Here is a 26,397-nt window from a genome sequence, read left to right on the forward strand (position 1 = left end):
ATTGCATGTGGCGCTATACTGGCTTTTATTCTACAGCGTGTTGTGTTTCCGCCAAAGTTGGATAATCGATATAGCCTTCTGCAACGGCTGTACCAATCATGTTTTCCAGCTTGAGTTCGTTTAAAGGTACATCTGCCAATAAACGCTCATACAAGTCTGGATTGGCAATATACGCCTTACCAAATGACACCGCATCGGCCTTGCCCGAAGCCAATAATTCCACGGCATCAGCACGACTTAAACGCATGTTCGCGATATATGGCACACCGCCTGAACGTACTTTCATTTCTTGGGAAATGCTGTCTTCGGCTAAATATTCGCGGGTAAAGAAAAAGGCGATTTTACGCTGCCCCAATTGCTGCATGACATAGCCAAAGGTTTCACGTGGATCATCATCTCCCATGTCGTGCTCATCGCCACGTGGTGCTAAATGCACACCGACTCGACCTGCGCCCCAGACTTCAATTAAGGCGTCCATCACTTCTAACAAGAAACGCGCACGATTTTCAACCGAACCACCGTATTCATCGTCACGTTGGTTGGTTTTGCTTTGCAGGAATTGATCAATCAAATAACCATTGGCTGCATGCAACTCTACCCCATCAAATCCTGCTTCTTTGGCACGGATGGCGGCTTGTTTATATTGCTCGGTAATGGTGTGGATTTCTGCAATTTCTAAGGCACGTGGCAACACATATTCACGTTTAGGACGCAACAAACTGACATAACCTGCTTGTTGTACCGCACTTGCCGATACTGGTGTTGCACCATTGAGTAAATCTGGATGTGAAACACGACCTACATGCCACAGTTGCGCCACAATCAAACCACCTTTGGCATGCACGGCATCGGTAACGAGTTTCCAACCCTGCACTTGAGCATCGGTAAACAATCCTGGGGTATTTAAATAACCATTGGCTTCTTCAGAAATTACCGTTGCTTCTGAAAGAATCAAACCTGCGCTAGCACGCTGTGCATAATATTCCGCCATCATTGGCGTTGGAACACGGTCATCACTGGCGCGGCTACGGGTTAAAGGTGCCATCACCACACGGTTTTTTAGATGCAGATCACCCAAAACCAAAGGAGAGTCTAATTCAGCCATTTTTGCCTCTAATCTCACAGTTAAAGTGAGTGTTTTAAATATTCGACATATTGCTGAATGAGTGCTTCATTACGAGAAAAATACGACCATTGTCCGTATTTTTCTGCACGAATAAGACCTGCCTGTTGCAGTACCGATAAATGATTTGACATGGTCGATTGCGACACTTTGCCCAAACGCTCAATGTGTCCTGCACATACGCCACGCTTAAAGTCGCCACACTCATCTACCGACAAAAATTGTTCTGGTGCTTTTAACCATTCTAAAATTTGCCGACGGGTAGGATTGGCTAAGGCTTTAAAGATTAAATCGACATCCATCATTCAGACACATATTCGTAAATATAAGCCCAATTCAGCAGCTGCCCTTAATATATCGTATTTTTTCGATATTAATATCGTTTTTTTACGATTTATATAAATTTTTTAAGCAACTCAACTGAATTAGGCAGGCTCATTAGGATCTTAAAGACCGTAACTTATAGACCCTGCTTTAAACTGGCTTCAATAAACTTATCTAAATCACCATCTAAAACTGCACCTGTATTTGAAGTTTCCACGCCTGTACGTAAGTCTTTAATACGTGAATCATCCAATACATAAGAGCGAATTTGGCTTCCCCAACCAATATCAGACTTCGAGTCTTCCAGTGCTTGAGCCGCCTCATTACGTTTACTCATTTCCAGTTCATACAACTTGGCACGTAACTGTTTCCACGCATGGTCACGGTTGGCGTGTTGCGAACGTTGGTTCTGACAAGCAACCACAATACCTGTAGGTGCGTGGGTTAAACGTACCGCAGAGTCGGTTTTATTAATGTGCTGACCACCCGCACCCGATGCACGATACGTATCGGTACGAACATCGGCAGGGTTAATATCAATTTCAATATTGTCATCCACTTCTGGTGAAACAAACACTGCAGAAAATGACGTATGACGACGGTTACCTGAGTCAAATGGCGATTTACGCACTAAACGATGCACACCCGATTCAGTGCGCAACCAACCATAGGCATATTCGCCTTCTACGCGAATGGTCGCAGATTTAATCCCTGCCACATCACCATCCGATTCTTCCATCAATTCTGCTTTAAAGCCGTGACGTTCAATCCAGCGCATATACATACGCAACAGCATCGATGCCCAGTCTTGCGCTTCTGTACCACCCGAACCTGCCTGAATTTCAACATAGCATGGGTTTGGATCCATTGGATTACTGAACATACGACGGAATTCTAATTTCGCCAGTTCTTCTTCTGCAGAAGTCAATTCAGACTGTACATCCACCAATAAATCTTCATCATCGGCTTCAACGGCTAAGTCTAGCATGGCTTGGGCATCTTCTAACTGGGTCGCCAAACCTTCTAGGACATGAATCACGTTTTCAAGCTCGCCCTTTTCTTTGGCCATAGCTTGCGCACGACTTTGATCATTCCAGATTGCAGGATCTTCTAACTCGCGGAGAACCTCTTCTAAACGCTCTTTTTTCAGATCGTAGTCAAAGATACCCCCGTAGTGTTTGACTACGTTCGTTCAAGTCTTTTAATTGGTTTAGATAAGGATTAATTTCCACGTAAATTCTCTCAATTAACAATGAAGCTTATTAACTGATAATTGTAGCACAGACATGTTCTGGCATTTCTATCCTGCTGTAAATTCCAGCATAACTTTTCAGCTTTTATAAGTTGAATGCTAAATGTGGTTAAAAATAAAGATCGCTTTAAACTTTTAAAGTGAAAGCCTGATGATATCCAACCTAAAATAGCATGCACGATTAACACGGATATTTATCTTAATGGCCGATCTATCGCCCTGATTTTTTGCCTGACACATTCAGCTGAAAACATGCTTAAAAAGTGGTGTATGGTAATTGCTTCAACCCGCCAAAATAAAACAAAGATGAAACAAGTTTGATGATTTAATGATCAACTTTAGTAAAATTCACAAAATACACATAGTTTTAATAAAACAAAACATTTAATTATTTCATTTTTATTTCAATCACTTAAACTCAAAATATTACACAAATTTACGCTTGTAACAAAGCGGCAACTTTCCTGTGATTGACGCTGATTTTTTTTCGCCTAGACTAAAAGTTGTAACAAAAAGTTTAACTGTTAACCAGATTTCAGAGGGGTACTTTCCATGAAAAAATTAGCAATCGCATCAGCCCTACTTTCAGCTTTGGCTATCACTGGTACTGCGAACGCATACCAAGCTGAAATTGGTGCATCAGCAGGACTGATTGATCCAGACAACGGCAGTTCAAGCGGTTCATTCGGTGTAGATGGTACTTATTACTTTAACCCTGTACAAACCCGTAATGCACCTTTGGCAGAAGCAGCGTTCCTTGATCGTGCTAGCAACGTAAATGCCAAATACCAATATGACGAAGTTGGCGACAATGAAGCGCATACTTACGGCGTAGGTGCAGAGTACTTTGTACCGAATTCAGACTTTTACTTAAGTGGTAATGTGAGCGGTCATGACTTGAAAGACAATGATGACCTAAACAATGATTTAACCACCTATGGTGCAGAAGTTGGTTATTTACCAGCACCAGGCTTGTTAATCGCAGCAGGTCTTAAAGGTTGGGATAATGACCGTGATGATGGTGTAGACCCGACTTTACGTGCTAAATACGTAACTACACTTTCGAATGGTAAAGACATCAACCTTGAAGCAGGTGCTGCTTTTGGTGATCTCGATGAATACAATCTTGCTGCGGATTACTTCATTGATAAAACGCTAAGTGTAGGTGTCGATTATTACAGCAACGATATCAACGATAATGATGAGTTTGGTGTGAGTGCACGTAAATTCTTTACACCACAAGTCAGTTTGGAAGGTCGTGTAGGCTTTGGTGAAGTTGGTAATGCTGACTACAACCGCTTTGGTGTCGCTGCGAAATATCGCTTCTAAGCTTAAGTCTAATTCCTTACTCAAATAGCACCCTTCTTCGGAAGGGTGCTTTTTTATGCCCTAAAATAAAGCAGTTAGGTAGAAATAGTGCATTGACGTGCTGAGTATTTTCCGTACAATCAGCAACAACTGTAACAAAACAGTCATATTTCTATAACAGAGGGAATCTCAATAATGTTTAAAAAACTTGCGCTTGCAACTGCTCTTCTAGCTGGTTTAAGTACTGCTCATGCGTATCAAGCTGAAATTGGTGGATCACTTTTCGTCATTGATCCTGATCACGCAGATACGTCTACAGGTTTTGCGCTTGATGGAACTTTTTACTTTAATCCAGTTCAAGTGAAGAACTCACCATTAAATGAAGCTGCGTTTTTAAATCGTGCGAGCAACGTTAGTGCCGCTATTAGTTATATGGATTTTGATGTAGCCGAAAGCACAACTTTTGGTATCGGTGTTGAATATTTTGTTCCAAATACAGACTTCTATGTAAGTGCTAGCATTGGTCAATCAACAATTGAAAAAGATGGTTCTGAGGATTTTGACACTACAAGTTATACAGCTGAGTTAGGTTACCTTCCAGTTTCAGGTTTACTCATTGCAGCGGGTATTGCTGGTTTTGATAACGATAATACTGATGATTCTGATGCAACATTACGCGCTAAATATGTTACTCAAGTCGGTGCATACGACATGAACTTTGAAGGTGGCGTTATTTTTGCTGATGATGAAATTTTCACCCTAGGTACTGATCTATATCTCGACAAAACATTTAGCATTGGCCTCGGTTATACCGATGACGGTGAAGATGATACCTTCCAAATTCGTGCTAAAAAATTCTTCAATCAACAAGTCAGCCTAGAAGGCTCTATTGACTTTGAAGAAAATGCAAATGTCTTCGGTCTTCGTGCTGCTTATCGCTTCTAATCCCTTACATTAAAAGCAAAAAAATCCGCTCAAATTTGAGCGGATTTTTTTATTTGGATTACTGCTCCAAATGCACAATCTGCAACTGCAAACTCACATTGCCATTAAACACATTGCGCTCTAACTCATAAACCAAACGCACATCATCCCGCATCGGGTTAAATTCAAATTTATCTTTAGCACCAAACGCAATCGCATCAACCACTTGCCCATTGTCCAATGCCAAACGCAATTTTAAATGACTGTCCTTCAACCATCTAAAATCAACCACTTTAAACCGTCCCTCAAACACAGGCTGCGGAAACTTTTGTCCCCACGGCGCCAAATGCTGTAATAAATCTACCGTGTGTAAATCAAAAGCTTCTTGCGGCAATTCACCATCTGTCCATAGCACAGCATGAAATAAATCCGCATCCATTTGCGCAATGATCTGTTCAAAGACCTGTTTAAATTCTGCAAAGTGCGCCTTTTTAATGGTCAAACCTGCCGCAGCCGCATGCCCACCAAAATGACTGACCAAATATGGATATTGCTCTGCGACCAATTCAATGGTGTCACGTATGTGAACCCCTTCAATTGAACGGGCAGAGCCTTTAATATGCTCACCATCTTCATCGGCAGCAAATACAATCGCAGGGCGATGAAACTGTTCCTTTAAGCGTCCTGCAACAATTCCAATTACACCTTGGTGCCAATGTTCTTCAAACATGATCAAGGCATGCGGTAAATCGCTTTGATCTAACTGCAGCTTTTCCAACTCTGCCAGCGCATCTTGTTTAATTTGCCCTTCAACCTGACGGCGTTCCTGATTCAAACTATTTAACTGACGCGCCAAAGCATAGGCACTTTGCATATCCGCCGACAGTAAACACTCGATTCCAATGTCCATGGTTTCCATGCGCCCTGCAGCATTAATGCGTGGCCCCAAGACAAAACCCAAATCCTGCGCTTTAAGCTGTGCGGGTTCACGTCCTGCCAAATCCAGCAATGCGCTAATCCCAGGACGACATAAATTCTGCTGTATCCGTTTTAAGCCTGCATCCACCAAAATACGGTTGTTATAATCCAGACTAGCGACATCGGCATAGGTGCCCAAGGCCACCAAATCTAAATATTGCGTTAAATTTGCAGCAGATTTGCCCTGTTTTTTACGCTGACTGGATAAGTTCGCCAACACATAAAATGCCACGCCCACACCTGCCAAAGCTTTACTTGGGAAATCACAACCCAATTGATTCGGATTCACCACAGCCTCTGCATTTGGAGTGGCTTTTGTAGTGAGGTGGTGATCGGTGATGATGACCTGCATCCCCAAAGCTTGCGCACGCTCCACACCTGCATGACTGGAAATTCCGTTATCTACCGTAATTAATAAATCAGGTGCATAACGCTCAAAAGCCAAATCGGCAATGGCGGGGGTTAAGCCATAACCATATTTAAAACGGTCAGGTACTAAATACTGCACGTGTGCGCCCATTTCGCGCAATGCCAAAATCATGAGTGTGGTACTGGTCGCGCCATCGGCATCGTAATCGCCCACAATTACAATTTTTTTCTGCTGATCAATCGCCTGATCCATCAGCTGAATTGCTTCTGGTAGACCTTTCATGCTTGGAGCAAGCAAGTGCTTCAGTTTAAGTTCCAGCTCCTGCTCAGACGCAACGCCACGGCGCGCTAAAATTTGGGCAACAAATGTAGAGACGCCCTGAAAGTTTTCAGGGCGTGTAAGTAAAGGTCTTTGCTTTATTAGAATTTTTGACATAATTTCCAGTGATTTAAGGCATCAAGCGTTGTAGTTTCCACTCACCTTCAATTTTTTCATAAGCTAAGCGGTCATGCAAACGGTTCGGACGGCCTTGCCAAAATTCGTAATAATCAGGCTGCAAGCGGTAACCGCCCCAAAATATAGGTTTTTGCAATTCAGATTGATCGCCCACTTGGGCATGCAAGTCTTGGAAACGCGCCTGTAGTTCTTCACGACTGGCAATCACACCACTTTGCGGAGTGCTAATATGCGCAGCGATCTGATTATCACGCGGGCGTTTGTGATAATACGCAGTCGATTCTTGCTCATCAATTTTTTCGACATAGCCACTGACACGAATCTGACGTTCCAGTTCAGGCCAGTAAAATAACAATTCAGCATAAGGATTGGCCGCTAAATCCAACCCTTTTTGACTGTCATAATTGGTATAAAAGTCATAGCCTGCTTCGGTGGCTCCACGCAGCAACACAGTACGCACATGCGGACGACCTTGCGCATTGGCAGTCGCCAATGACATCGCATACGGTTCATGCAGCTTGGCTTCTAAGGCATGGTTAAACCAATTCAAAAACTGAATATGCGGATTGGCACTGACCTGTGCTTCTAGCAATTCACCTTTTTGGTAACTTAAACGCAGCTCACTTAAATCTTTAATTAAATCACTCACGATTACCCCCCTTTAGACGGCATGACGACGTACAGCATCTGCTAAATCTTTCGCCAATGCCTCCACTTCAGCCAAATCATCACCTTCCACCATGACACGAATCACAGGTTCAGTGCCCGATTTACGAATCAATAAACGTCCACGACCTTTCAGCTGTTCCGTGGCACGGTCAAACTCTTCCACCAAGGCAGGAACAGTATATGGGTCAAACATATTTGCTAAACGCACATTTTCCAGCACATTTGGCAACAGTTTAAAATCTGCCACCAATTCATGCAGGGCTTTATTTTGTTCGACCATCACCGTTAACACTTGTAAGGCAGCAATAATTGCATCACCTGTGGTGCTCTTGTCCAAAGTCAAAATATGCCCCGATGGCTCACCACCAATAACCCAGCCATTTTTTTCCAGACCTTGTAGCACGTAACGGTCACCGACATTGGCACGCAATAATGGTACTTGGGCTTTTTCCAACGCCAATTCCAATGCCATATTGCTCATTAACGTCCCGACAATACCTGCAGGTTTTTTCGAGCCTTGTGTAGCAAGAATATATAAAATGTGGTCGCCATCAATTTGCTTGCCTTGACTGTCCACCAAAATCACACGGTCTGCATCACCATCAAATGCAACCCCCAAGTCCGCCTGATGCTCAAGCACTGCTTTTTGCAAACTTTCAGGATGGGTTGAGCCGCAATTTTCGTTGATGTTTAAACCATTTGGCTCATTGTGAATGGCAATCACTTTCGCGCCTAATTCACGAAATACCGCAGGGCCAACATTGTAGGCAGCACCATTGGCGCAATCGACCACAATAGTGAGGTCATTTAAATCTAAATGATATGGAAAGGTCGATTTACAAAACTCGATGTAACGCCCATTGGCATCTTTGACACGAACACTTTTACCCAAGTTGGCCGTATCTTCAATTTTTAATTCTTGCTGCAATTCTTGGTTAATTTCTTCTTGCAAGGCATCTGGCAGCTTTTTCCCTTCGCCCGAGAAGAATTTAATCCCGTTATCAAAATATGGATTATGCGATGCTGAAATCACAATACCTAAACTGGCATGCAAAGCACGGGTTAAGTGTGCAATGGCGGGCGTAGGCAAAGGACCGAGCAAATGCACATAGACACCTGCGGCATTTAAACCCGCCTGTAATGCTGCTTCTAAAATATAGCCTGAAAGACGTGTATCTTTACCCAATACCACAATAGGTTTATTTTTTTTGGTGTGTTTTTTTAAAACTTTACCTGCTGCAAAACCTAGTTTTAATGCAAAATCAGGTGTAATTGGTAACTCTCCAAACTTCCCTCGAATGCCGTCTGTACCAAAATAACTCATATTGTTCTCACTTCTTAGGGGTGATCTTTATCATCACTTTTTTACTGCGAGTTACTTTACACCAAAAATGAAAAAGCCGTCACATTGATGACGGCTTTTATTTGAAAATGCTACTAAATATCAACCAACGCGATAGTTCATATTAACCAACGCGATAGTTCGGCGCTTCTTTAGTAATCGTCACATCATGCACGTGAGATTCCTGCATACCTGCTGCAGTAATCTTCACGAATTTAGCATTTTGGCGTAGATCTTCAATGGTTGAAGAACCTGTATAACCCATAGATGAACGTAAACCACCCATCATCTGATGCACGATGTTGCCCATTGGGCCTTTGTACGGTACACGACCTTCAATACCTTCTGGTACAAGTTTTTCTGCACCTGCTTTCGAGTCTTGGAAATAACGGTCTGCAGAACCTGTTGCACCCGCCATTGCACCCAATGAACCCATACCACGGTATGCTTTGTAGTAACGACCTTGGAAGAATTCAACTTCGCCCGGTGCTTCTTCAGTACCAGCAAGCAATGAACCCACCATAATGGTACTTGCACCTGCACCAATCGCTTTGGCCATATCACCAGAGAAGCGAATACCACCATCGGCAATTAATGGAATCTGTTCTTTTAATGCATTGGCAACAGAATCAATTGCAGAAATTTGCGGCATACCAATACCCGCCACAATACGTGTGGTACAGATTGAACCAGGACCAATCCCGACTTTTACTGCGTCTGCACCTGCATCTAACAATGCCAAAGCAGCATCACCCGTTGCGATATTACCGCCAATGACTTGAACTTGTGGATAGTTAGCTTTTACCCAACGTACACGTTCAATTACACCTGCAGAGTGACCGTGAGCAGTATCCACCACAATTGCATCAACACCTGCTTCAACCAACGCTTCTACACGGCTTGGTGTTTCTGCACCTGTACCGACTGCAGCACCCACACGTAAACGACCTAAATCATCTTTACAGCTGTTTGGATACAATTCTGCTTTACGGAAATCGGTCACCGTAATTAAGCCCTTAAGCTCTTGATTTTCATTAACAACCAACACTTTTTCAATGCGGTGTTGTTGCAATAAAGCTTGAATATTTTCTTTAGATTCGTCTTCGCGTACAGTCACTAAACGATCTTGGCCAGTCATGATGTTGCTGACAGGTTGTTCAAGGTTTGTTTCAAAACGTGTGTCACGTCCTGTCACAATACCCACTACTTTGCCATCTTTCACCACAGGCACACCGCTGATGTTGTTGGCTTGAGTCAGCGCAATCAATTCACGTACTGTGGTTTCTGGGGTTACGGTAATTGGATCTTTCACCATACCCGCTTCGAATTTTTTCACACGGCGCACTTCGGCAGCTTGCGCTACGATGTCCATGTTTTTATGTAGAATACCAATACCACCGTTTTGCGCCATCGCAATTGCCATACGTGATTCAGTCACTGTATCCATTGCCGCTGAAACAAGCGGAATATTCAGGTCAATGCCGCGCGTAAAACGTGTCTTTAAGGAGACATCTTTTGGGAGAACAGTAGAATAGGCAGGGAGTAATAAGACATCATCGAAGGTTAACGCTTCTTGAACGATGGTCAGCATAACAGTCTCACTGGTAATTTCCGTGAGCCATTATAAACAAATCTGGGCACAAATTTCATTTGTTCTCTAAGAAATATTTTTTATTCTGCCCTTCTGGGGGATGCGACATGAAAAAATCGGTAATTTTCATCTAAAAATTGAAGTTTTCATCCTTAGTTTGCTTTTTAGCCGTGCAGGTTTAAAACTTGCGATGTTTCATTTTTCAGGCAGATAAAGCCGCTTCAATGTGAACCATGATTGGCTATTTATCCAAAATTAGCCGTAAAAAAAAGCAAAGCCGCAGCTTTGCTTTTTCAATCTGGATTGCGATCAACAACTTAAAGCACCATTAAACCACTTGATCGAAGTCATCATCATTCACAGAAATGGCTGGATCGACTTGCACAAATGGAATCATGTTATGCGCACGACGTGCTTTATTGCATTGATCATCGGCAATTTGCACTTCTTTACAAGAGCTGCTGCGTAATTCATAAATCCCGCAGCTCACTTGCTGTCCAACTTCACCTTCTAAAGCGACACAACGCGGCTGACTCTGATTGGTACCACACATGCATGAATAGACTGCTGTTACTGGTTCCGTGTAGTGCTCAGGCATATTCATGCCTTCAGCCCAATAAAATGAAACACGGAAATAAGCGCAACACGCGCCGCAGCTTAAGCAGGCATCTGCTGTAGGTACTTGAGACAACATTCGTTAAGTTCTCGTCATCAAAAAAATCGTTTTTGGGCGAAAATCTTAAAAAAAGTTGTTTTTGCACTCAAGTTTTTTTTACAGTTTTTTCAGCTTTTTTTGTCGCTTATTCAGGGCAGCTAAAAACGTGTTCGTCCATCAAATCGACGCCACATTCCAGTGTTTCAATCCAGTCTAAGAATTGTTTCACCTGTTCTTTGCCCACAAATGGCGTACCGTGTTGCGGCACAATCATTTCAACGTCCATGGTGCGTACCATATTCACCCAGAGGCGAATCACTTTATTGGAACACATATAGCGCTGATGGAAGCCTTTCATCGCAGGAATATGCGCAGCAAAATCAGTCAATGGAATTGAAGCATCTTCCACCATTGACGCACCCATATCACCAGAAAATAAAATTTTGGCGATAGGATCATAAAACTGGAAATTACCAACAGAGTGTAAGAAATGCGCAGGCACAGCAATAATTTTAGACTCGCCCAAAGGAATTGCCTGACCTTCATCTGGCAGTTCCACCAAACGATCTAACCAGTTGCCTTTCATACGGTCGCTCATAAAAGATGAGCTTAAGTGCGGCAAGAAACGCGCCCACAATTTTGATGCTACGATTTTTGCTTCGGTATAGACCAACCAACGTGGCATTGAAGTGATGATGTCTGGGTCTTGGTGCGATGCCATGACATAGTCAAGATTGGTCAAACGGGTATATTTGTTTAATTCCATGGTCAGTGGTACATAGGTCAGGTCGCCACCCGGGTCTAGCACTGCGGCACGGTTATTATCAATGATCAGAAATTGGTTGGCCTGAACACCTTCACCTTTGACCAAACTGGTAAAACTAATACATTTATGTGTCCCATTATCAAATAAGACCTGCGATGTTGTACGGTCAAATGCCATAACCAATCCCCAATTTTTTCATTTTAAAAATAGATTTTCTATCATTGAATAACATATAGCTATTTATGGAAAGTTACAATAAATAAAATGGCTCAGATTATCTGAAATATCAGTGAATTGCAGTACCATTCACATAAATAAATCCCGAGCAGTTTGCTCAGGATTTATGCATTTTAATGAATAATTTAGAATAAATAATGTTGCGCCAAAGTCGACACACCAATAATTAGGAAAATCAGTGCACCAATTTTATGAATTAAAGCAATTGGCAATCGGGTCGCTAATTTATTGCCAATAAATACCGCAGGTGCATTGGCCAGCATCATCCCCAAAGTGGTTCCAAGCATGACCCAAAACACGCTGTCATAACGTGCGGCTAAAGCCACTGTGGCAATTTGAGTTTTATCGCCAATTTCTGCCAAAAAGAACAATACAAAGGTCGCGCCAAATACACCGTATTTTTGCCACTTGTTGATGCTTTCAGTTTCATCATCTAGCTGGTCTGGAATAAGCATCCAAATCGCCATGCCAATAAAACCTAAAGACAAAATCCACAATAAAATTTCTGGGCTAAGTACCGTGGTAATCCACTGCCCTAAAACTGCAGAAAGTCCGTGGTTAATGAGTGTTGCCAGTAAAATAGCAACCAAGATTGGAGCAGGTTTACGAAAACGTGCCGCGAGTAATAAAGCCAATAGTTGGGTTTTATCACCCATTTCGGCTAAGGCGACAATGGCAGTCGAGATGAGGAATTCATACATGATGTTTTTCTCTGGCTAGCACACATACCAATGACCTATCCCTCCTGCTAGCCAAAATCTGCAGAGTGATAAATCAAAGGTCTTGCCAACAAAAGAAAGCTTGAAAAAGCAGACTTGGTTCTTTGCTATGATAACCATGTTCTGTGGAACAAATATGTTGACCATCACCTTTTTACTGCATTCAGTTGAAACAGAAATTAGTAAAAAGCGGCTACTCCCCAATGAAGTACAGCTATTCTAAACGGAATACTGCGGTTAAGCAAATTTAGCCGAATAACGGCAGTGACAAAAAACCCTGCCGCAGCAGGGTTTTATAAAGCTTTTCTGAGTTTAGAGCAGCAAGCTACGAATATCTGCCAACAACTGGGTCAGTTTATGGGTAAAACGTGCTGCATCTGCGCCATTAATTACCCGATGGTCATACGACAATGACAATGGCAACATCAAGCGCGGATCAAAGCCTTCACCATTCCAGACAGGCTGCATGGTCGCTGGTGAAATACCCAAAATCGCAACCTGCGGCCAGTTCACCAACGGCGTAAATGCCGTACCGCCAATCGAACCTAAACTGGTGATGGTAAAGTTTGCACCTTGTAAATCTTTAGGCGACAACTTTTTATCACGCGCTTTTTGACTCAACTCACCCAGTTCAATCGCAATTTGTTTAATCGATTTCTGATCTGGATTACGTAGTACAGGCACGGTTAAACCATCGGGGGTTGCCACCGCAATGCCCATGTGGATTTCTTTACGCAGCAGCACAGACTTTTGATCATCTGCCAAATGCGCAGCGAAATACGGTTCATCTTTCAGCAAATGCGCTACAGCTTTGGCAATGAACGCCAAAATGGTCAAGCTAACACCTTCTTTTTTGAAGTTAGCTTTCAATTCACTGCGCCACGCTTCTAGCTCAGTAATATCGGCCAAATCAAATTGCGTGACTTGTGGAATGTAATTGTTCAGGGACAATTGCGGAATTGACACTTGTTGTAAGCGCGTCAAACCTTTTTCTTCCACGCCACCAAATGCACTAAAATCAGGCAACTTTGGCAAACCTGTAACTTGCTGTGTTGTAGCAGCGACAGGAGCAGTCTGCGGCGCAGTAAGACGCGCTTTAACATAAGCCTTCAAGTCTTCTTTGAGTACACGCGCATGCGGGCCAGTGGCGTTTACATCGGCTAAAACAACACCTAACTCACGCGCCAGTTTACGCACAGCAGGGCCTGCATACACTTTTGCATTGGCTTCATTTTGCGCCTTGCTCAATTTGTCTACATTCGTATGTGCACTTGCTGCAACCGTTGTGGTTTGTGCTGTAGATGCAGCACTGACTGCTGGCGATGCACTTGGTGCAGAGGCAACTTGCGCTGCCGCAACTGCTGCTGGTGCAGCTGCGCCTGCAGTTACTATCGTCACTAAGGCATTGCCCTGCGCAACACTTTGTCCTAATTCCACGTGGATGGCTTGAATCACACCTGCGGTAGTACTTGGCACCTCAACCGTGGCTTTGTCTGATTCCACCACAATCAAACTTTGGTCAGCGGCGACTGTATCGCCTACTTGTACCAAAATTTCTGCCACTGTGGCTTTATCGACCCCTAAATCAGGCACTGCGACTTCAACCTGAGCTGATGCTGCAGTTTGTGGTGCAGATGCAGTTGCTGCGTTCACTGGTACAGCAGCCGCTTCTACTGGTGTCGCTTGAGGTGTTTCCACCTGTGCAACTGCGGCAGCAGCGGCAGTTTTCACTTTCAGAATCACCACACCTTCTTTTACCGTATCACCCGTAGTGATTTGGATCGCGGTAACTGTACCCGATACCGTACTCGGCACTTCTACCGTGGCTTTGTCCGACTCCACCACAATAATACTTTGATCAACATCAATCGCATCGCCCACTTGTACTAAAATTTCCCCAACAACGGCTTTTTCCACGCCAATGTCAGGTACTTGTACATCTACTTCTTGTGCTGTGGTTGATGTCGCCGAGCTTGGCGCTGCAGCGACCACTGGTTCAGCATCTTGCTTCGGTGCAGCGTCCACTTCGGCTTGCGGTGCAGCAACTTCTGTAGCAGCTGCGGTTTGAGCTTCAGTTTCTAGCTCAATTAGCACCGCACCTTCAGTCACTTCATCGCCTTGTTGTACCAAAATACTTTTCACCACCCCTGCAACGGTGCTGGGTACTTCAACAGAGGCTTTGTCTGATTCCAACAGAACAATGCTGTCATCAACTGCAATCGTGTCGCCAACTTTCACAAGAATATCTGCAACTGTGGCTTTATCGACACCAATATCAGGCGTTTGAATTTGCATGATCAGTGCTCCTCTTTGTAGTCAGCAACCGCTTGTACTTCAGGAACCGCTTGCGGTGCCCACGCGACAGGACGATCTGTATCTAACTCAAATGTCGAGATTGCATCTTTGACCAAACGCGCATCGACTTCGCCTTCATCAGCCAGTTTTTTCAAGGTGGCTACCACAATGTGTGCAGCATCGACCCCAAAGTAGCTACGCAAGTTACCACGGGTATCGGAACGACCATAACCATCGGTACCTAAGGCAACAAATGGACGGTTGTCTGGCAAGTAACCGCGAATTTGCTCGCTATAGGCGCGCATGTGATCGGTTGCAGACACGACAATGCCATCTTTGCCACGTAACTGTTGTGAAATCCACGGCTCTTTGCTTTCTTCAGCCAATGGGTGCAAACGGTTGTATTCTTCACACGCCATACCATCACGCGCCAATTCGTTAAAACTGGTCACACTGTAGACATTCGAATGAATTTGATACTCTTCACGCAAGATTTTTGCCGCTTTGATGACTTCACGCAGAATCACACCTGAACCCAACAATTGAACTGTGGCTTTTTCATCTTCCTGCAGTAAGTACATGCCGCGCTTAATGCCTTCTTCCACACCTTGTGGCATTTCAGGATGCTCGTAGTTTTCATTCATTACGGTGAGATAATAGAACACGCGCTCCTGATTGACATACATGCGCTGCAAACCATCATGCACAATCACGGCAAGCTCATAACCAAAACATGGGTCATAGGACACACAGTTTGGAATGGTATTGGCTAAAATGTGCGAGTGACCATCTTGGTGTTGCAAGCCTTCACCATTCAGTGTAGTACGTCCTGCAGTGGCACCCAACAAGAAACCTTGCGCCTGCGCATCACCTGCCGCCCATGCAATATCCCCAATCCGCTGGAAACCAAACATGGAGTAATACATGTACATTGGGATCATAGGCAAGTTATTGGTCGAATAACTGGTACCTAAAGCTGCCCAAGCACTCATTGCACCTGCTTCGTTAATGCCTTCTTGCAGCATGTGACCGTCTTTGGCTTCACGATAATGCATCAACTGTTCTTGGTCTTCAGGGGTATATTTTTGCCCATGTGCAGCATAAATACCCAATTGACGGAACATGCCTTCTAAACCGAAAGTACGTGCTTCATCAGGTACAATGGGTACCACACGGTCTTTAATGGCTTTTTCTTTGAGCAAGGCAGAAATCAAACGTACCATCACCATCGTGGTCGATTGTTCTTTGCCACCTGAGCCTGCCAAGACCGAATCGAAAACTGATAATTCAGGAATCTGTAAAGCTTCGCTGTCTTTACGACGCGCAGGCAAATAACCACCCAACGCTTCGCGACGCGCTTTCATATATTTCAATTCAGGCGAATTTTCACTTGGACGATAGAACGGCACTTCTTCAAGTTGCTCATCGCTAAATGGCAAGTTAAAGCGGTCACGCACATATTTTAAAGAGTCCAACTGCATTTTTTTGATTTGGTGGGTTTTGTTCACCGCTTCAATTTCATCAGACAAACCATAACCTTTGACGGTTTTGGCTAAAATGACCGTTGGCTGACCTTTAGCTTTGGTCGCTTCTGCATAAGCCGCAAATACTTTGTACGGGTCGTGACCACCACGGTTCAGATTATCAATATCTTCATCGCTTAAATCTTTGACTAATTCTTTGGCTTCAGGATATTTACCAAAGAATTTCTCACGGGCGTATGCACCGCCTTTCACTTGCAAGCGCTGATAATCGCCATCCACCGCTTCTTCCATGATGGCTCTTAATGCACCTGTGTCGTCTTTGTCCAATAAAGCATCCCAATGACGCCCCCAGACCACTTTAATCACGCGCCAACCTGCGCCACGGAATAACGACTCAAGTTCTTGAATGATTTTACCGTTACCGCGTACAGGGCCATCTAAACGCTGTAAGTTACAGTTCACCACCCAAATCAGGTTATCTAGCTTTTCACGACCTGCCAGTGAAATTGCGCCCAGACTTTCTGGCTCATCCATTTCACCATCGCCTAGATATGCCCAGACTTTACGGTCTTCTTCTTTAATTAAACCGCGGTTCATTAAATATTTTTGAATATGTGCCTGATAAATTGACATGATTGGACCCAGACCCATCGATACCGTTGGGAACTGCCAATAGTCAGGCATTAAATAAGGATGTGGATAGCTAGGTAAACCGTTACCGCCCACTTCACGGCGGAAATTATTCAATTGATCTTCGGTTAAACGCCCTTCTAAAAATGAACGAGCATAAATACCAGGTGCACAGTGACCTTGGTAGTAAATCATGTCACCGCCAAAATGATCACTATTGGCGCGGAAGAAATGGTTAAAACCAACATCATATAATGTGGCTGAAGATGCGAAACTTGCAAGGTGACCACCTAAATCATCACCTGTTTTATTGGCACGCAATACCATCGCCAACGCATTCCAGCGAATTAGGGCGCGAATACGACGCTCCATATCCTGATCGCCCGGCATGGCAGGTTGTTCTTCCACTGAAATGGTATTGAGGTAGGGAGTATTTAATCGCTGAATGGGTACATGCTTTGCAATTGCACGTTGGTACAGTTTTTCGAGTAAAAATGCTGCCCGTTCAGTACCCATATGTTGTAACACAGCATCAAAGGCGTCTTGCCATTCTTGGGTTTCTTGTGAGTCCGTATCACCGTAAAACGCCATAATTCACTATTCCTAAGCCTAATCGTATGCTTTATATGTATCATAATTTAGACTTTAGTAGATATGGCTAATCTTAAATGCGTATCCTGCATACTATTTAGAAAATAAATAATGATTGACACTTTCTTACAGCAAATAACAAAAAACCGCCAATTTAGGCGGTTTTTTATACAATAAAGCTGATACTGCGTGATATTATTTTTTTAAGTGATAAGTTGATGTCTGAAAAGTCTCACTAGATTTTGCTAAAAGCGAAAACGTGAGTATAAAGAAAAGCGACTTTTGCCGCTTTAACTTCATGTTTTAATTTGTAGTGCGTAGTTTACAGTGAATGTGGCTAGAGCGTGAATTTCCAGCCAAAACATTACGGCAACATTGCTAAATAGGTAGAAGGGTTCTTACGTTGACCATCTTTCACTACTTCATAATGTAAGTGAGGACCTGTACAACGACCTGTACAACCCACGTTGGCAATATGTTCGCCTGCATCTACACGGTCACCCACACGTGCAATTAAACGTGAAGCGTGTGCGTAGCGCGTGATATAACCATTACCGTGGTTAATTTCTACATATTGACCATAACCTGTGCCCCAGCCTGACTTGGTCACAATACCTGGGCCAGTCGCATAAATTGGAGTACCGCTTGGTGCAGCAAGGTCTAAGCCAGAATGGTTTTCAGCACGACCACTCATGACACGACCGCCATAGTTCGAGCTAATACGTGCATTTGGTAATGGATGTGACACTAACCAAGCATAAGGATTTGAAGAAGCAAAACGGGTGCTGGTATTGGTACCGTATTTTTTTGCTAAAGACGCATTGTTTAATTCTGTAGTCTTTTCACGAAGCTTAACGGTCATCTGCGTTTGTGCAGGAACATCAATGTCTTGTGTTTCTGTATAAGAACCTTGTGACAAGGTGCGGGTTAATTGCTCAATACGATCAGTCGATGAATTTTGAGAATCTAACTCAACTAAATCAGCAAATGCGACAGATGCTGCCGAAGCTGCCAGTGAAAACGCTAATAAAATACGGCGCGAATGCATAAAAAAACCTCTTAACTGTTCTTACTTGAAGTTCCTTGTGATCTCTTCCTTGATATCTACTGAAAGGAGCGCATAAGATTAGGGCATAAACATGAAGGAATGATGTATGTCCGAACCTGTGAATCTCTTTCAACAAACAAGAAAACACATAAAAACAGGAAACCTAACGTTTCTCTCAACCCAAGTTGCTGCATGGCAGAAACTTGGCAAACTTATTCAACCTTTACTGCCGCAACCAGAGCAATGGCAGGTGGTTTGTTATCAACAAGGTGTCTTAACCATTACTGGAACGAATCAAGCGATGGTCAGTCAACTTGCTTATTTGCAAAAGCAATACATTACTCAACTGTCACAACTGCATGAACTGAAAGACATACAAAAAATTCAAGTTCGTTTAAGAGTTGAATCTCAAACGCCCCCAAAAAGCGAAAAGCCTTTAAGAACACTTAGTCCAGAAACTCAAGATATGTTACGAGGTGCTGCTGACTTTGTGAGCGACCCTAAGCTTAGCCAAGCTTTGTTACGTTTGGCAAGCAATAAAAAATAATTGTTTGCAGAAAACACCAAAAACTCGTGCTCAAATTTGTGATGAAATTCACATATTATTGTTGTTACATTATAACGTAGTAAGAAAAGACAATGACTTATGTCACATGCACAAAAGTGATCGGGCAAGAATTTATGTCATCAAATGTTACAATTTCATAACTGCTTGGATCGCTCTGAACATTGCGTAATAACTGATTATTTAAGGCATGTCCTGATTTATAACCATCAAACTTGGCAATAATTTGATGTCCAAGCAAGTACAAATCCCCCACAGCATCTAAAATTTTATGCCGTACAAACTCGTCCGAGAAGCGCAAACCTTCTTCATTGACCACGCCTGTATCATCTACCCCAATGGCATTATCTAAACTCGCACCCAAAGCCAAATTATTGGCTTTTAAATAGTCCAAATCTTTCATAAAGCCAAAAGTACGTGCGCCACTGACTTCATAGACAAAGGTTTCTGTAGAAAAATCGATGGTGGCAGACTGATATTCTTTTTTAAAGGCAGGATGATCAAAGTCGATGGTGAAATTGAGCTGAAAACCTTCATGCGGACTGAACACCGCACGTTTATCGTCAATTAAAGCTTCTACAGGTTTTAAAATTTTGATGAACTTTTTCGCAGCATCCTGTTCTTTTAAACCACCCTGCATCAACAAATAAATAAAAGGCCCTGCACTGCCGTCCATAATGGGCACTTCAGAGGCAGACACTTCAATAATCAAGTTATCAATGCCCAACCCTGCAATTGCACTCATAACATGCTCAATAGTGCCAACTTTGGCATTATCCTGAACCAAATTCGAGCACATAAATGCTTCTTGAATCAGCATGGCATCGGCTGGAATATCGACAGGCGGATTTAAATCGATACGACGAAACACAATTCCCCCATCGGCATGATGCGGCACAAAGTTGATCAATACTTTTTGACCACTGTGCAGACCAATACCGCTCGCCTTGACGACACGTTGTAGGGTACGTTGTTTCAGCATGTTCTCAATTCATCTAAATTTTAAAACCGCTATACGTTAGCATATTTAGCCATTGATAAAAAACAAAAAAGGCAGTTTAAAACTGCCTTTTCCCGATCACACAATGAAATTGAGGATCTTGGCTTATTTACGCTGCTGATTTTTCAAATAGTCTTGAATACTCATTGGCGTTGGACGCGCAGAGCCTGATGTTGTTGTCGCACTAATTGCAGGCGCAGTTTCTGCCTGCTGACGCTGAATTGCAGGCACATCATCTTCTTCTACTGCCGCTGTTGGTGCTGCAGAAGTGGTTTGTGTCACGGTGCGTTTTGCAGGCTCTGGTGTATCGCCTGTGTTACGCGCTAAACCAGTAGCAATAACAGTCACGCTAATTTCGTCACGCGCTTCAGGATCAAATACCGTACCGTAGAATACTTGGGTTTGTTCGGTATCTGAAAGTTGATGAATCACGTCCATGATCTCTTCGATTTCACCGAAGGTCACATCATCACCACCCGTTACGTTAATCAACAAGCCTTTGGCATTGGCAATGGTTACGCTATCGAGCAATGGGCTACGAATCGCTTGTTCAGCCGCTTGACGCGCACGGTTTTCACCACGACCTGAACCAACACCCATCATCGCATAACCGCGCGTACTCATCGCAGTTTTCAAGTCAGCAAAGTCTAGGTTGATGTGGCCTGGACGTACCACCAAATCAAAAATACTGCGTACACCGTTCAACAAAACGTCATCGGCTTTTTTATACGCATCTTTCATTGAAATGTCGCGGTAAACTTTCATTAAACGCTGGTTTGGAATAATGATTAAAGAGTCTACATGCTGTTCTAATGCCGCAATCCCTTTTTCCGCAGAAAGTAAGCGACGCTTACCCTCAAAGTTAAATGGCGTAGTCACCACACCAACAGTCAAAATGCCCATTTCTTTGGCAATTTCAGCCACAACTGGCGCAGCACCTGTACCTGTACCACCGCCCATCCCTGCAGTCACAAACACCATGTCTGTGCCTTCAAGTTGCTGACAGATCAGCTCGCGGCTTTCTTCCGCTGCAGTTTGACCCACTTGAGGATCACCGCCCGCGCCTAAACCACGTGTGCTTTGCTCACCTAGCTGGATTTTGAATTGCGAATTCATGCGATCCAATGCTTGTTTGTCCGTATTGGCACAAACAAATTTTACACCCTGAATATCCGACTCAAGCATGTGCTGCACAGCGTTACCACCTGCACCACCCACACCAAACACAGTGAAACGGGCTTGACCGTTGCTATCGGTTTGATCATCTATAAATTCAAATGAGGCCATGACCTTTAGATTTCCTAATACGTTATTGGCAGTCACTTAAGCCCGTATACTGCCTTGATCTTCATAAAAATTATTTTTAAGAATGCTGTTCAACTTCTGGCTTGTCAAGTACCAGTGATGATCCGTACAACTTCCTAACAATATTCCCAAAAAACTCAACTAAAAAATAGATTTTAACTTTTCGTTCAAGCCAGACCATGCCCGTCCGACACGCCCCCAAACCGATAAGGTTTCAGGGTCTTCATGTTCTACAATCGTGTCTTGAGTATAGTTTTGACTATAAAGCAATAAGCCTGAAGCTGTTGCATATTGTGAACGGCGTAAGGCGGCCTGATGCGGTTCATCGGCATAAACTTGTGAAGGATGATTCCCCAAGTGTGCCGAAACACCCAACATACGACGTACCAAGCTGATCATGCCTTCAATTTGTGAGGCATCACCCGCCAAAACCACACCATGATATAAACCATGAATGGCACCGCTCTTTTCGAGTTCCTGACGAATTTGTGCAAAAATTTCTTCATAACGCGCAATAATAATTTCCGCCAGTTCAATACGGCTAATGGTTTGCGGCCCATCAATGCCCTGAATCTGAATCATGTGATCAGGTTTGACCACTTTCATATCTACACAGCCATACAATAGCTTAATCCGTTCAGCTTCTTCAGTTGTGGTTTGTAACACCGCTGCAATATCGCGGGTGACATGCTCACCACCACGCTGCAAAGTGTGTGCCAAGGCCAAACGTCCATCTAAATAAACTGCAATACTGGTCGTACCTGCGCCAATATCTACCAGACACACACCGTATTCTTTTTCATCTTTAAGCAGACTGGCTTCTGCAGTGGCTAAATTTGACACCACCATTTTTTCGACACCAATATTGGCACCTTTTAAAGCACGGTCTAAATTCTGCATGGTGCTAATAGGCAACATCATCAATTGATAATGCCCCGTCATGCTATGTGCTGACATACGAATTGGGTTTTGTACCCATTCACCCGAATCATCTAAATCGAAACCGAGTGGTACTGCACTCACCAAATAATGGTCTGAGGTGAGGTGACTGGCTTTGGCCAAGTCCAAGGCGCGTACCACTTCACTGGTGGTAATGGTGTGATCACTACTTTCAATAGGTGTGCGACCTGAAGCATAAAAGCTTTTTAGCTCTGCACTAGGAATAGAAATCCATGCCGAATGCACACGGCATTCCGCCATATCTTCCGCTTCTTGCACGGCATTTTTAATTGCAGTAATCACTTTATCGAGACTGACAATTTTTCCCTTACTCATGCCTCGATTACGTGCGGTGGCCATACCAATGACTTGGATATTGTCTGGCGCATGGACCTTAGCAATCAAAACTGAAACTTTGTGCGTCCCAATGTCAATCGCAACAACCGAGGGAACAGCTTCACTCATTTATTCACTACCATTACCAGTATGTTTAATTTATGGCTTAATGCCTCTATTTTTTTAAAGCCCAATATTATGGCTTTGCTCTTATTCCCTCTGCAATGCTTGTGTCATCAATCGTTACAACAAAGTGACCATTTGCAATTTTTGGCGGAATTGAGTTTTTCCATTGAATGGCTAAACCATTGCGATAACGCAAATCGATGGCGGATATTTTAGACCATACAGGTTTCAAATCACTTTGTGCAAGATGCCCCAAGCGCTGCAGCTTACTCATGGTTTGATCTTTATCTACAATAACACGTAGACCTGAATCAAACTGCATAAACCACGTCATACGTTCTGTTAAATATAGTTCTTTTAAACGATCGTTGACGGGTAAGAATAATTGGTTAATTTCATTATAACGACGCATCATCATTTTAGATTGATGCGTTGGCCCGTGTAATAACGGTAAATGTTGATTATTTTGTGGCGTGACCTCGGTAAAGACTTCACCGCTGTCACTGAGCAAACGACCTGTCCCCCAACGTGCAATTGGATGACGCGGCATAACCCGCACACGAATAGCATTCGGCCACGCACGTGAAACCACCACTCGATCTACCCAAGACAACTCCAAAGCGGTATCGCGGATTTGCTCTAGGTCAGAGGTGAAATAGTTCTTGGTCATTACAGGGTTCACATGCGTCATCACTTGGCGGTGTTCCGCATCTGAACGTGTACCCACTACATCTAGCTTGGCAATTTGTGCATCGGTCATGACTTTGTATAGCCCGTACGCACCCACTGCCAACACGAGCACCGCAACGCACAGCATTACCCAACCGCCAAAATGAATCAGCTTTTCTTTGACTGTTGGCGGTTTGTCATGAATCGAGGTAATCGCTGCCCGTTTACGGCGCAAGGATGCAGGAAGTTGAGCCATATTTAGTGTGCTTCACCTGTAAGGGTTTGTGCCAAAATTGCCACACACAGCTCATCAAAACTATAGCCGACTGCATTTGCCGCTTTCGGAACTAAAGAGTGGCTGGTCATTCCCGGCACGGTATTCACTTCCAATAGCCAGAAATTGCCGTTCTCATCTTGCATGGCATCAATACGACCCCAGCCACTTGCACCCACGGCTTGGAAGGCACGTAATGCCAAAGCTTGTAACTGTTGCTCTTCGGCAGTGCTTAAACCACACGGAATACCGTATTGCACATCATTACGTTGATATTTGGCTTCATAATCATAGAACGCCACATCTTTCGGTGGTTCTAAACGAATAATCGGTAAAGCCTGACCATTTAACAGCACGATGGTAAATTCACGTCCTGTAATCCATTTTTCAGCCATAACAATAGCGTCATGTGCAGTTGCTTTCACTACAGCATCGGCAAAGTCTTCTACTTTTTCGACTTTGCTCATGCCAATACTTGAACCTTCATGTACAGGCTTGATGATGAGTGGTAAACCCAATTCGGCAACCACGTCTTCAATATTGGAATCTTTGCTAACAATACGATATGGCGCAGTTGGCAAGTCAGAACCTTGCCAAATTTGCTTGGTCTTCACTTTGTCCATGCCAATGGCTGAACCTTGCACGCCCGTACCCGTGTATGGAATATTCAACCATTCCAAAACACCTTGAATTTGACCATCTTCACCACCGCGCCCGTGTAACACAATAAAGGCACGATCATAATTGACCAATTCGGTCACGCTACGTGTTTGTGGATCAAATGCTTCTGCATTGACCCCAGAACGTAGCAGTGCTTCGAGTACTGCTTGACCGCTGTCTAGAGAAACCTCACGCTCAGCAGATTTTCCACCCAATAACACGGCAACTTTGCCGAACTTTGAAGCATTTGACACGTTTATATCCTTAAACTTTAAACTGGTCGATCAAATTCAAACATCACAGGTTGTGATTATTTTAAATATAAATGGTTTTGTGCAAGCTCGATTGAAATCGCCCCCACATTACCTGCACCTTGGGTCAATAACAAGTCATTGGCCTGTAACACTTGTTTCACAATATTCGGTAGGTTGCCGTCATTTGGATCGACCAAAATTGGCTCAACCTGACCACGCAAACGAATACTGCGTGCCAAAGTACGGCTATCTGCGCCAACAATTGGTTTTTCACCCGCAGGATAAACATCGAGCAATAACAATTGATCGACTTGTGACAACACTTCCACAAAGTCATCAAAACAGTCACGGGTGCGACTAAAACGGTGTGGCTGGAACAACATCACCAAACGGCGATCAGGATGACTTTGACGCGCAGCTTTAATGGTGGCTTCCACTTCTTTCGGGTGATGTCCGTAGTCATCTACCAATTTCACATTGCCGTCTGCTACCGCAAACTCACCTTGTACTTGGAAACGACGACCGACACCGCTAAAGCCTTCTAAAGCACGGCAAATTGCACCATCAGAAACGCCTTCATCGGTGGCAATTCCAATTGCAGCCAAGGCATTCAATACGTTATGCAGCCCCGGTTGATTCACCGTCACGCGTAACGGTTCGCGGTCTTTACGCAGTACAGTAAAGTGTGTGCGCATACCGTCTTGATCAACATCAACGGCACGAATATCGTTTTCTTCATTAAAACCATAGGTCAATACAGGGCGCCCGATACGCGGCATGATTTCACGAATATTGGCATCATCACCACACACCACAGCCAAACCGTAGAATGGCAGTTTGTGCAAAAATTGAATAAAGGTATCTTTTAAGGTATCGAAACTACCACCATAGGTGTCCATGTGGTCGGCATCAATATTGGTCACCACAGCCGCCATTGGCTCTAGGAATAAGAACGATGCATCAGATTCATCGGCTTCTGCCACGATATAACGGCTAGCACCCAATGCTGCATTGACCCCAGTACGGTTTAGCAAACCACCAATCACGTAAGTTGGATCCATGTTTTCTTCGGCCAACATACAGGTGATTAAACTGGTAGTGGTGGTTTTACCATGTGTACCCGCGACTGCAATACCATGACGGTAACGCATCAACTCGCCCAGCATTTCAGCACGACGCACCACAGGAATACGGGTGTCAATTGCTGTTTTAATTTCTGGGTTTTCTGGGTCAATTGCAGTAGACACCACCAACACATTGGCGCCTTTAATATTCTCTGCCGCATGCCCAATATAAACCTTGATGCCGTTTTCTTCTAATTGCGCTGTGGTTTTTGAAGCTTTGATGTCTGAACCCGACACTTTATAGCCTTGGTTTTTCAAGACTTCGGCAATACCACACATCCCCGCGCCACCAATACCCACAAAATGAATGTGTTTGATACGGCGCATTTCAGGCACTTTGATTAATTTTTTCGCTTGATCAGCGGGTGTAGATGGAGACATAT

General features: G+C 43.7%; 22 protein-coding genes and 1 riboswitch. Of the genes, 3 read left to right on the forward strand and 19 right to left on the reverse strand.

All coding sequences use genetic code 11. The features are described from left to right. Nucleotides 1-25: 25 nt before the first annotated feature. The 3 genes from FTT78_RS02055 to prfB form a co-directional block, all read right to left on the reverse strand. Nucleotides 26-1,105, reverse strand: coding sequence for an alkene reductase (locus FTT78_RS02055; RefSeq protein WP_096901672.1), 1,080 nt, complete (start codon nucleotides 1,103-1,105; stop codon nucleotides 26-28). Nucleotides 1,106-1,125: 20 nt separating this feature from the next. Next, on the reverse strand, nucleotides 1,126-1,425 hold the full coding sequence (locus FTT78_RS02060; RefSeq protein ID WP_178867820.1) for a helix-turn-helix transcriptional regulator: 300 nt from the start codon (nucleotides 1,423-1,425) through the stop codon (nucleotides 1,126-1,128). 158 nt (nucleotides 1,426-1,583) lie between these two features. Continuing rightward, nucleotides 1,584-2,679, reverse strand: a protein-coding gene (gene prfB, locus FTT78_RS02065) for a peptide chain release factor 2 (protein WP_096901669.1) whose coding sequence is annotated in 2 segments (ribosomal slippage) — nucleotides 1,584-2,606 and nucleotides 2,608-2,679 — 1,095 coding nt in all. Because the reading frame shifts where the segments join, the coding sequence is not laid out codon by codon here. Nucleotides 2,680-3,251: 572 nt separating this feature from the next. On the opposite strand from prfB, the gene FTT78_RS02070 reads away from it, so the two are divergent. After that, nucleotides 3,252-4,028, forward strand: a complete 777-nt coding sequence (locus FTT78_RS02070) for a putative porin (protein ID WP_004974263.1) — start codon at nucleotides 3,252-3,254, stop codon at nucleotides 4,026-4,028. A gap of 174 nt (nucleotides 4,029-4,202) precedes the next feature. Continuing rightward, nucleotides 4,203-4,952: a putative porin gene (locus FTT78_RS02075; RefSeq protein ID WP_004974262.1), complete on the forward strand. Its 750-nt coding sequence runs from the start codon at nucleotides 4,203-4,205 to the stop codon at nucleotides 4,950-4,952. A 58-nt stretch (nucleotides 4,953-5,010) separates the two neighbouring features. Here the strand turns inward: FTT78_RS02075 and recJ are convergent, their stop codons facing one another. The 10 genes from recJ to FTT78_RS02125 form a co-directional block, all read right to left on the reverse strand. Then, complete coding sequence (gene recJ, locus FTT78_RS02080; RefSeq protein ID WP_180043489.1) at nucleotides 5,011-6,714, reverse strand: single-stranded-DNA-specific exonuclease RecJ; 1,704 nt, start codon at nucleotides 6,712-6,714, stop codon at nucleotides 5,011-5,013. A 13-nt stretch (nucleotides 6,715-6,727) separates the two neighbouring features. Next, entirely contained in the window at nucleotides 6,728-7,384 is a 657-nt protein-coding gene (gene pdxH / locus FTT78_RS02085) for a pyridoxamine 5'-phosphate oxidase (protein ID WP_096901662.1), read from the reverse strand. A gap of 12 nt (nucleotides 7,385-7,396) precedes the next feature. Next, on the reverse strand, nucleotides 7,397-8,728 hold the full coding sequence (glmM, locus tag FTT78_RS02090; RefSeq protein WP_179995426.1) for a phosphoglucosamine mutase: 1,332 nt from the start codon (nucleotides 8,726-8,728) through the stop codon (nucleotides 7,397-7,399). Between the two features lie 142 nt (nucleotides 8,729-8,870). Further along, nucleotides 8,871-10,337, reverse strand: a complete 1,467-nt coding sequence (gene guaB, locus FTT78_RS02095) for an IMP dehydrogenase (protein WP_168417708.1) — start codon at nucleotides 10,335-10,337, stop codon at nucleotides 8,871-8,873. A gap of 328 nt (nucleotides 10,338-10,665) precedes the next feature. After that, the gene (locus FTT78_RS02100; RefSeq protein ID WP_004974255.1) at nucleotides 10,666-11,031 is read right to left on the reverse strand and encodes a YkgJ family cysteine cluster protein; all 366 of its coding nucleotides are present in this window, start codon (nucleotides 11,029-11,031) and stop codon (nucleotides 10,666-10,668) included. A gap of 106 nt (nucleotides 11,032-11,137) precedes the next feature. Beyond that, nucleotides 11,138-11,935: an MBL fold metallo-hydrolase gene (locus FTT78_RS02105; RefSeq protein ID WP_180043491.1), complete on the reverse strand. Its 798-nt coding sequence runs from the start codon at nucleotides 11,933-11,935 to the stop codon at nucleotides 11,138-11,140. A 185-nt stretch (nucleotides 11,936-12,120) separates the two neighbouring features. Further along, on the reverse strand, nucleotides 12,121-12,696 hold the full coding sequence (locus tag FTT78_RS02110) for a TMEM165/GDT1 family protein (RefSeq protein ID WP_004974251.1): 576 nt from the start codon (nucleotides 12,694-12,696) through the stop codon (nucleotides 12,121-12,123). A gap of 72 nt (nucleotides 12,697-12,768) precedes the next feature. Then, nucleotides 12,769-12,928, reverse strand: a riboswitch (yybP-ykoY riboswitch). Nucleotides 12,929-13,026: 98 nt separating this feature from the next. After that, on the reverse strand, nucleotides 13,027-15,009 hold the full coding sequence (locus FTT78_RS02115; protein WP_180043492.1) for a 2-oxo acid dehydrogenase subunit E2: 1,983 nt from the start codon (nucleotides 15,007-15,009) through the stop codon (nucleotides 13,027-13,029). A 2-nt stretch (nucleotides 15,010-15,011) separates the two neighbouring features. Continuing rightward, a complete protein-coding gene (aceE, locus tag FTT78_RS02120) occupies nucleotides 15,012-17,714 on the reverse strand; it encodes a pyruvate dehydrogenase (acetyl-transferring), homodimeric type (protein WP_004974248.1) in 2,703 nt (900 codons plus the stop codon). 364 nt (nucleotides 17,715-18,078) lie between these two features. Continuing rightward, a complete protein-coding gene (locus FTT78_RS02125; protein ID WP_004974246.1) occupies nucleotides 18,079-18,762 on the reverse strand; it encodes a M23 family metallopeptidase in 684 nt (227 codons plus the stop codon). A gap of 106 nt (nucleotides 18,763-18,868) precedes the next feature. On the opposite strand from FTT78_RS02125, the gene FTT78_RS02130 reads away from it, so the two are divergent. Then, a complete protein-coding gene (locus FTT78_RS02130) occupies nucleotides 18,869-19,309 on the forward strand; it encodes a DciA family protein (protein WP_004974242.1) in 441 nt (146 codons plus the stop codon). Nucleotides 19,310-19,406: 97 nt separating this feature from the next. Here FTT78_RS02130 and lpxC read toward each other — a convergent pair whose 3' ends face one another. From lpxC to murC, 6 genes are all read right to left on the reverse strand, one after another. Beyond that, nucleotides 19,407-20,309 carry a UDP-3-O-acyl-N-acetylglucosamine deacetylase gene (gene lpxC, locus FTT78_RS02135; RefSeq protein ID WP_004974240.1) on the reverse strand — a complete coding sequence of 301 codons (903 nt, stop codon included), beginning with the start codon at nucleotides 20,307-20,309 and terminating at the stop codon, nucleotides 19,407-19,409. Nucleotides 20,310-20,432: 123 nt separating this feature from the next. Next, a complete protein-coding gene (ftsZ, locus tag FTT78_RS02140; RefSeq protein WP_004974238.1) occupies nucleotides 20,433-21,614 on the reverse strand; it encodes a cell division protein FtsZ in 1,182 nt (393 codons plus the stop codon). A 159-nt stretch (nucleotides 21,615-21,773) separates the two neighbouring features. Then, a complete protein-coding gene (gene ftsA / locus FTT78_RS02145) occupies nucleotides 21,774-23,036 on the reverse strand; it encodes a cell division protein FtsA (RefSeq protein ID WP_004974236.1) in 1,263 nt (420 codons plus the stop codon). Between the two features lie 67 nt (nucleotides 23,037-23,103). After that, complete coding sequence (locus FTT78_RS02150) at nucleotides 23,104-23,958, reverse strand: cell division protein FtsQ/DivIB (protein ID WP_180043494.1); 855 nt, start codon at nucleotides 23,956-23,958, stop codon at nucleotides 23,104-23,106. 2 nt (nucleotides 23,959-23,960) lie between these two features. Continuing rightward, nucleotides 23,961-24,890: a D-alanine--D-alanine ligase gene (locus FTT78_RS02155; RefSeq protein ID WP_180008533.1), complete on the reverse strand. Its 930-nt coding sequence runs from the start codon at nucleotides 24,888-24,890 to the stop codon at nucleotides 23,961-23,963. A 56-nt stretch (nucleotides 24,891-24,946) separates the two neighbouring features. Next, complete coding sequence (murC, locus tag FTT78_RS02160; RefSeq protein ID WP_180043496.1) at nucleotides 24,947-26,395, reverse strand: UDP-N-acetylmuramate--L-alanine ligase; 1,449 nt, start codon at nucleotides 26,393-26,395, stop codon at nucleotides 24,947-24,949. Nucleotides 26,396-26,397: the final 2 nt, after the last annotated feature.

The organism is Acinetobacter sp. YH01011 (genome assembly GCF_013420785.1).
GTDB lineage: Bacteria > Pseudomonadota > Gammaproteobacteria > Pseudomonadales > Moraxellaceae > Acinetobacter > Acinetobacter towneri.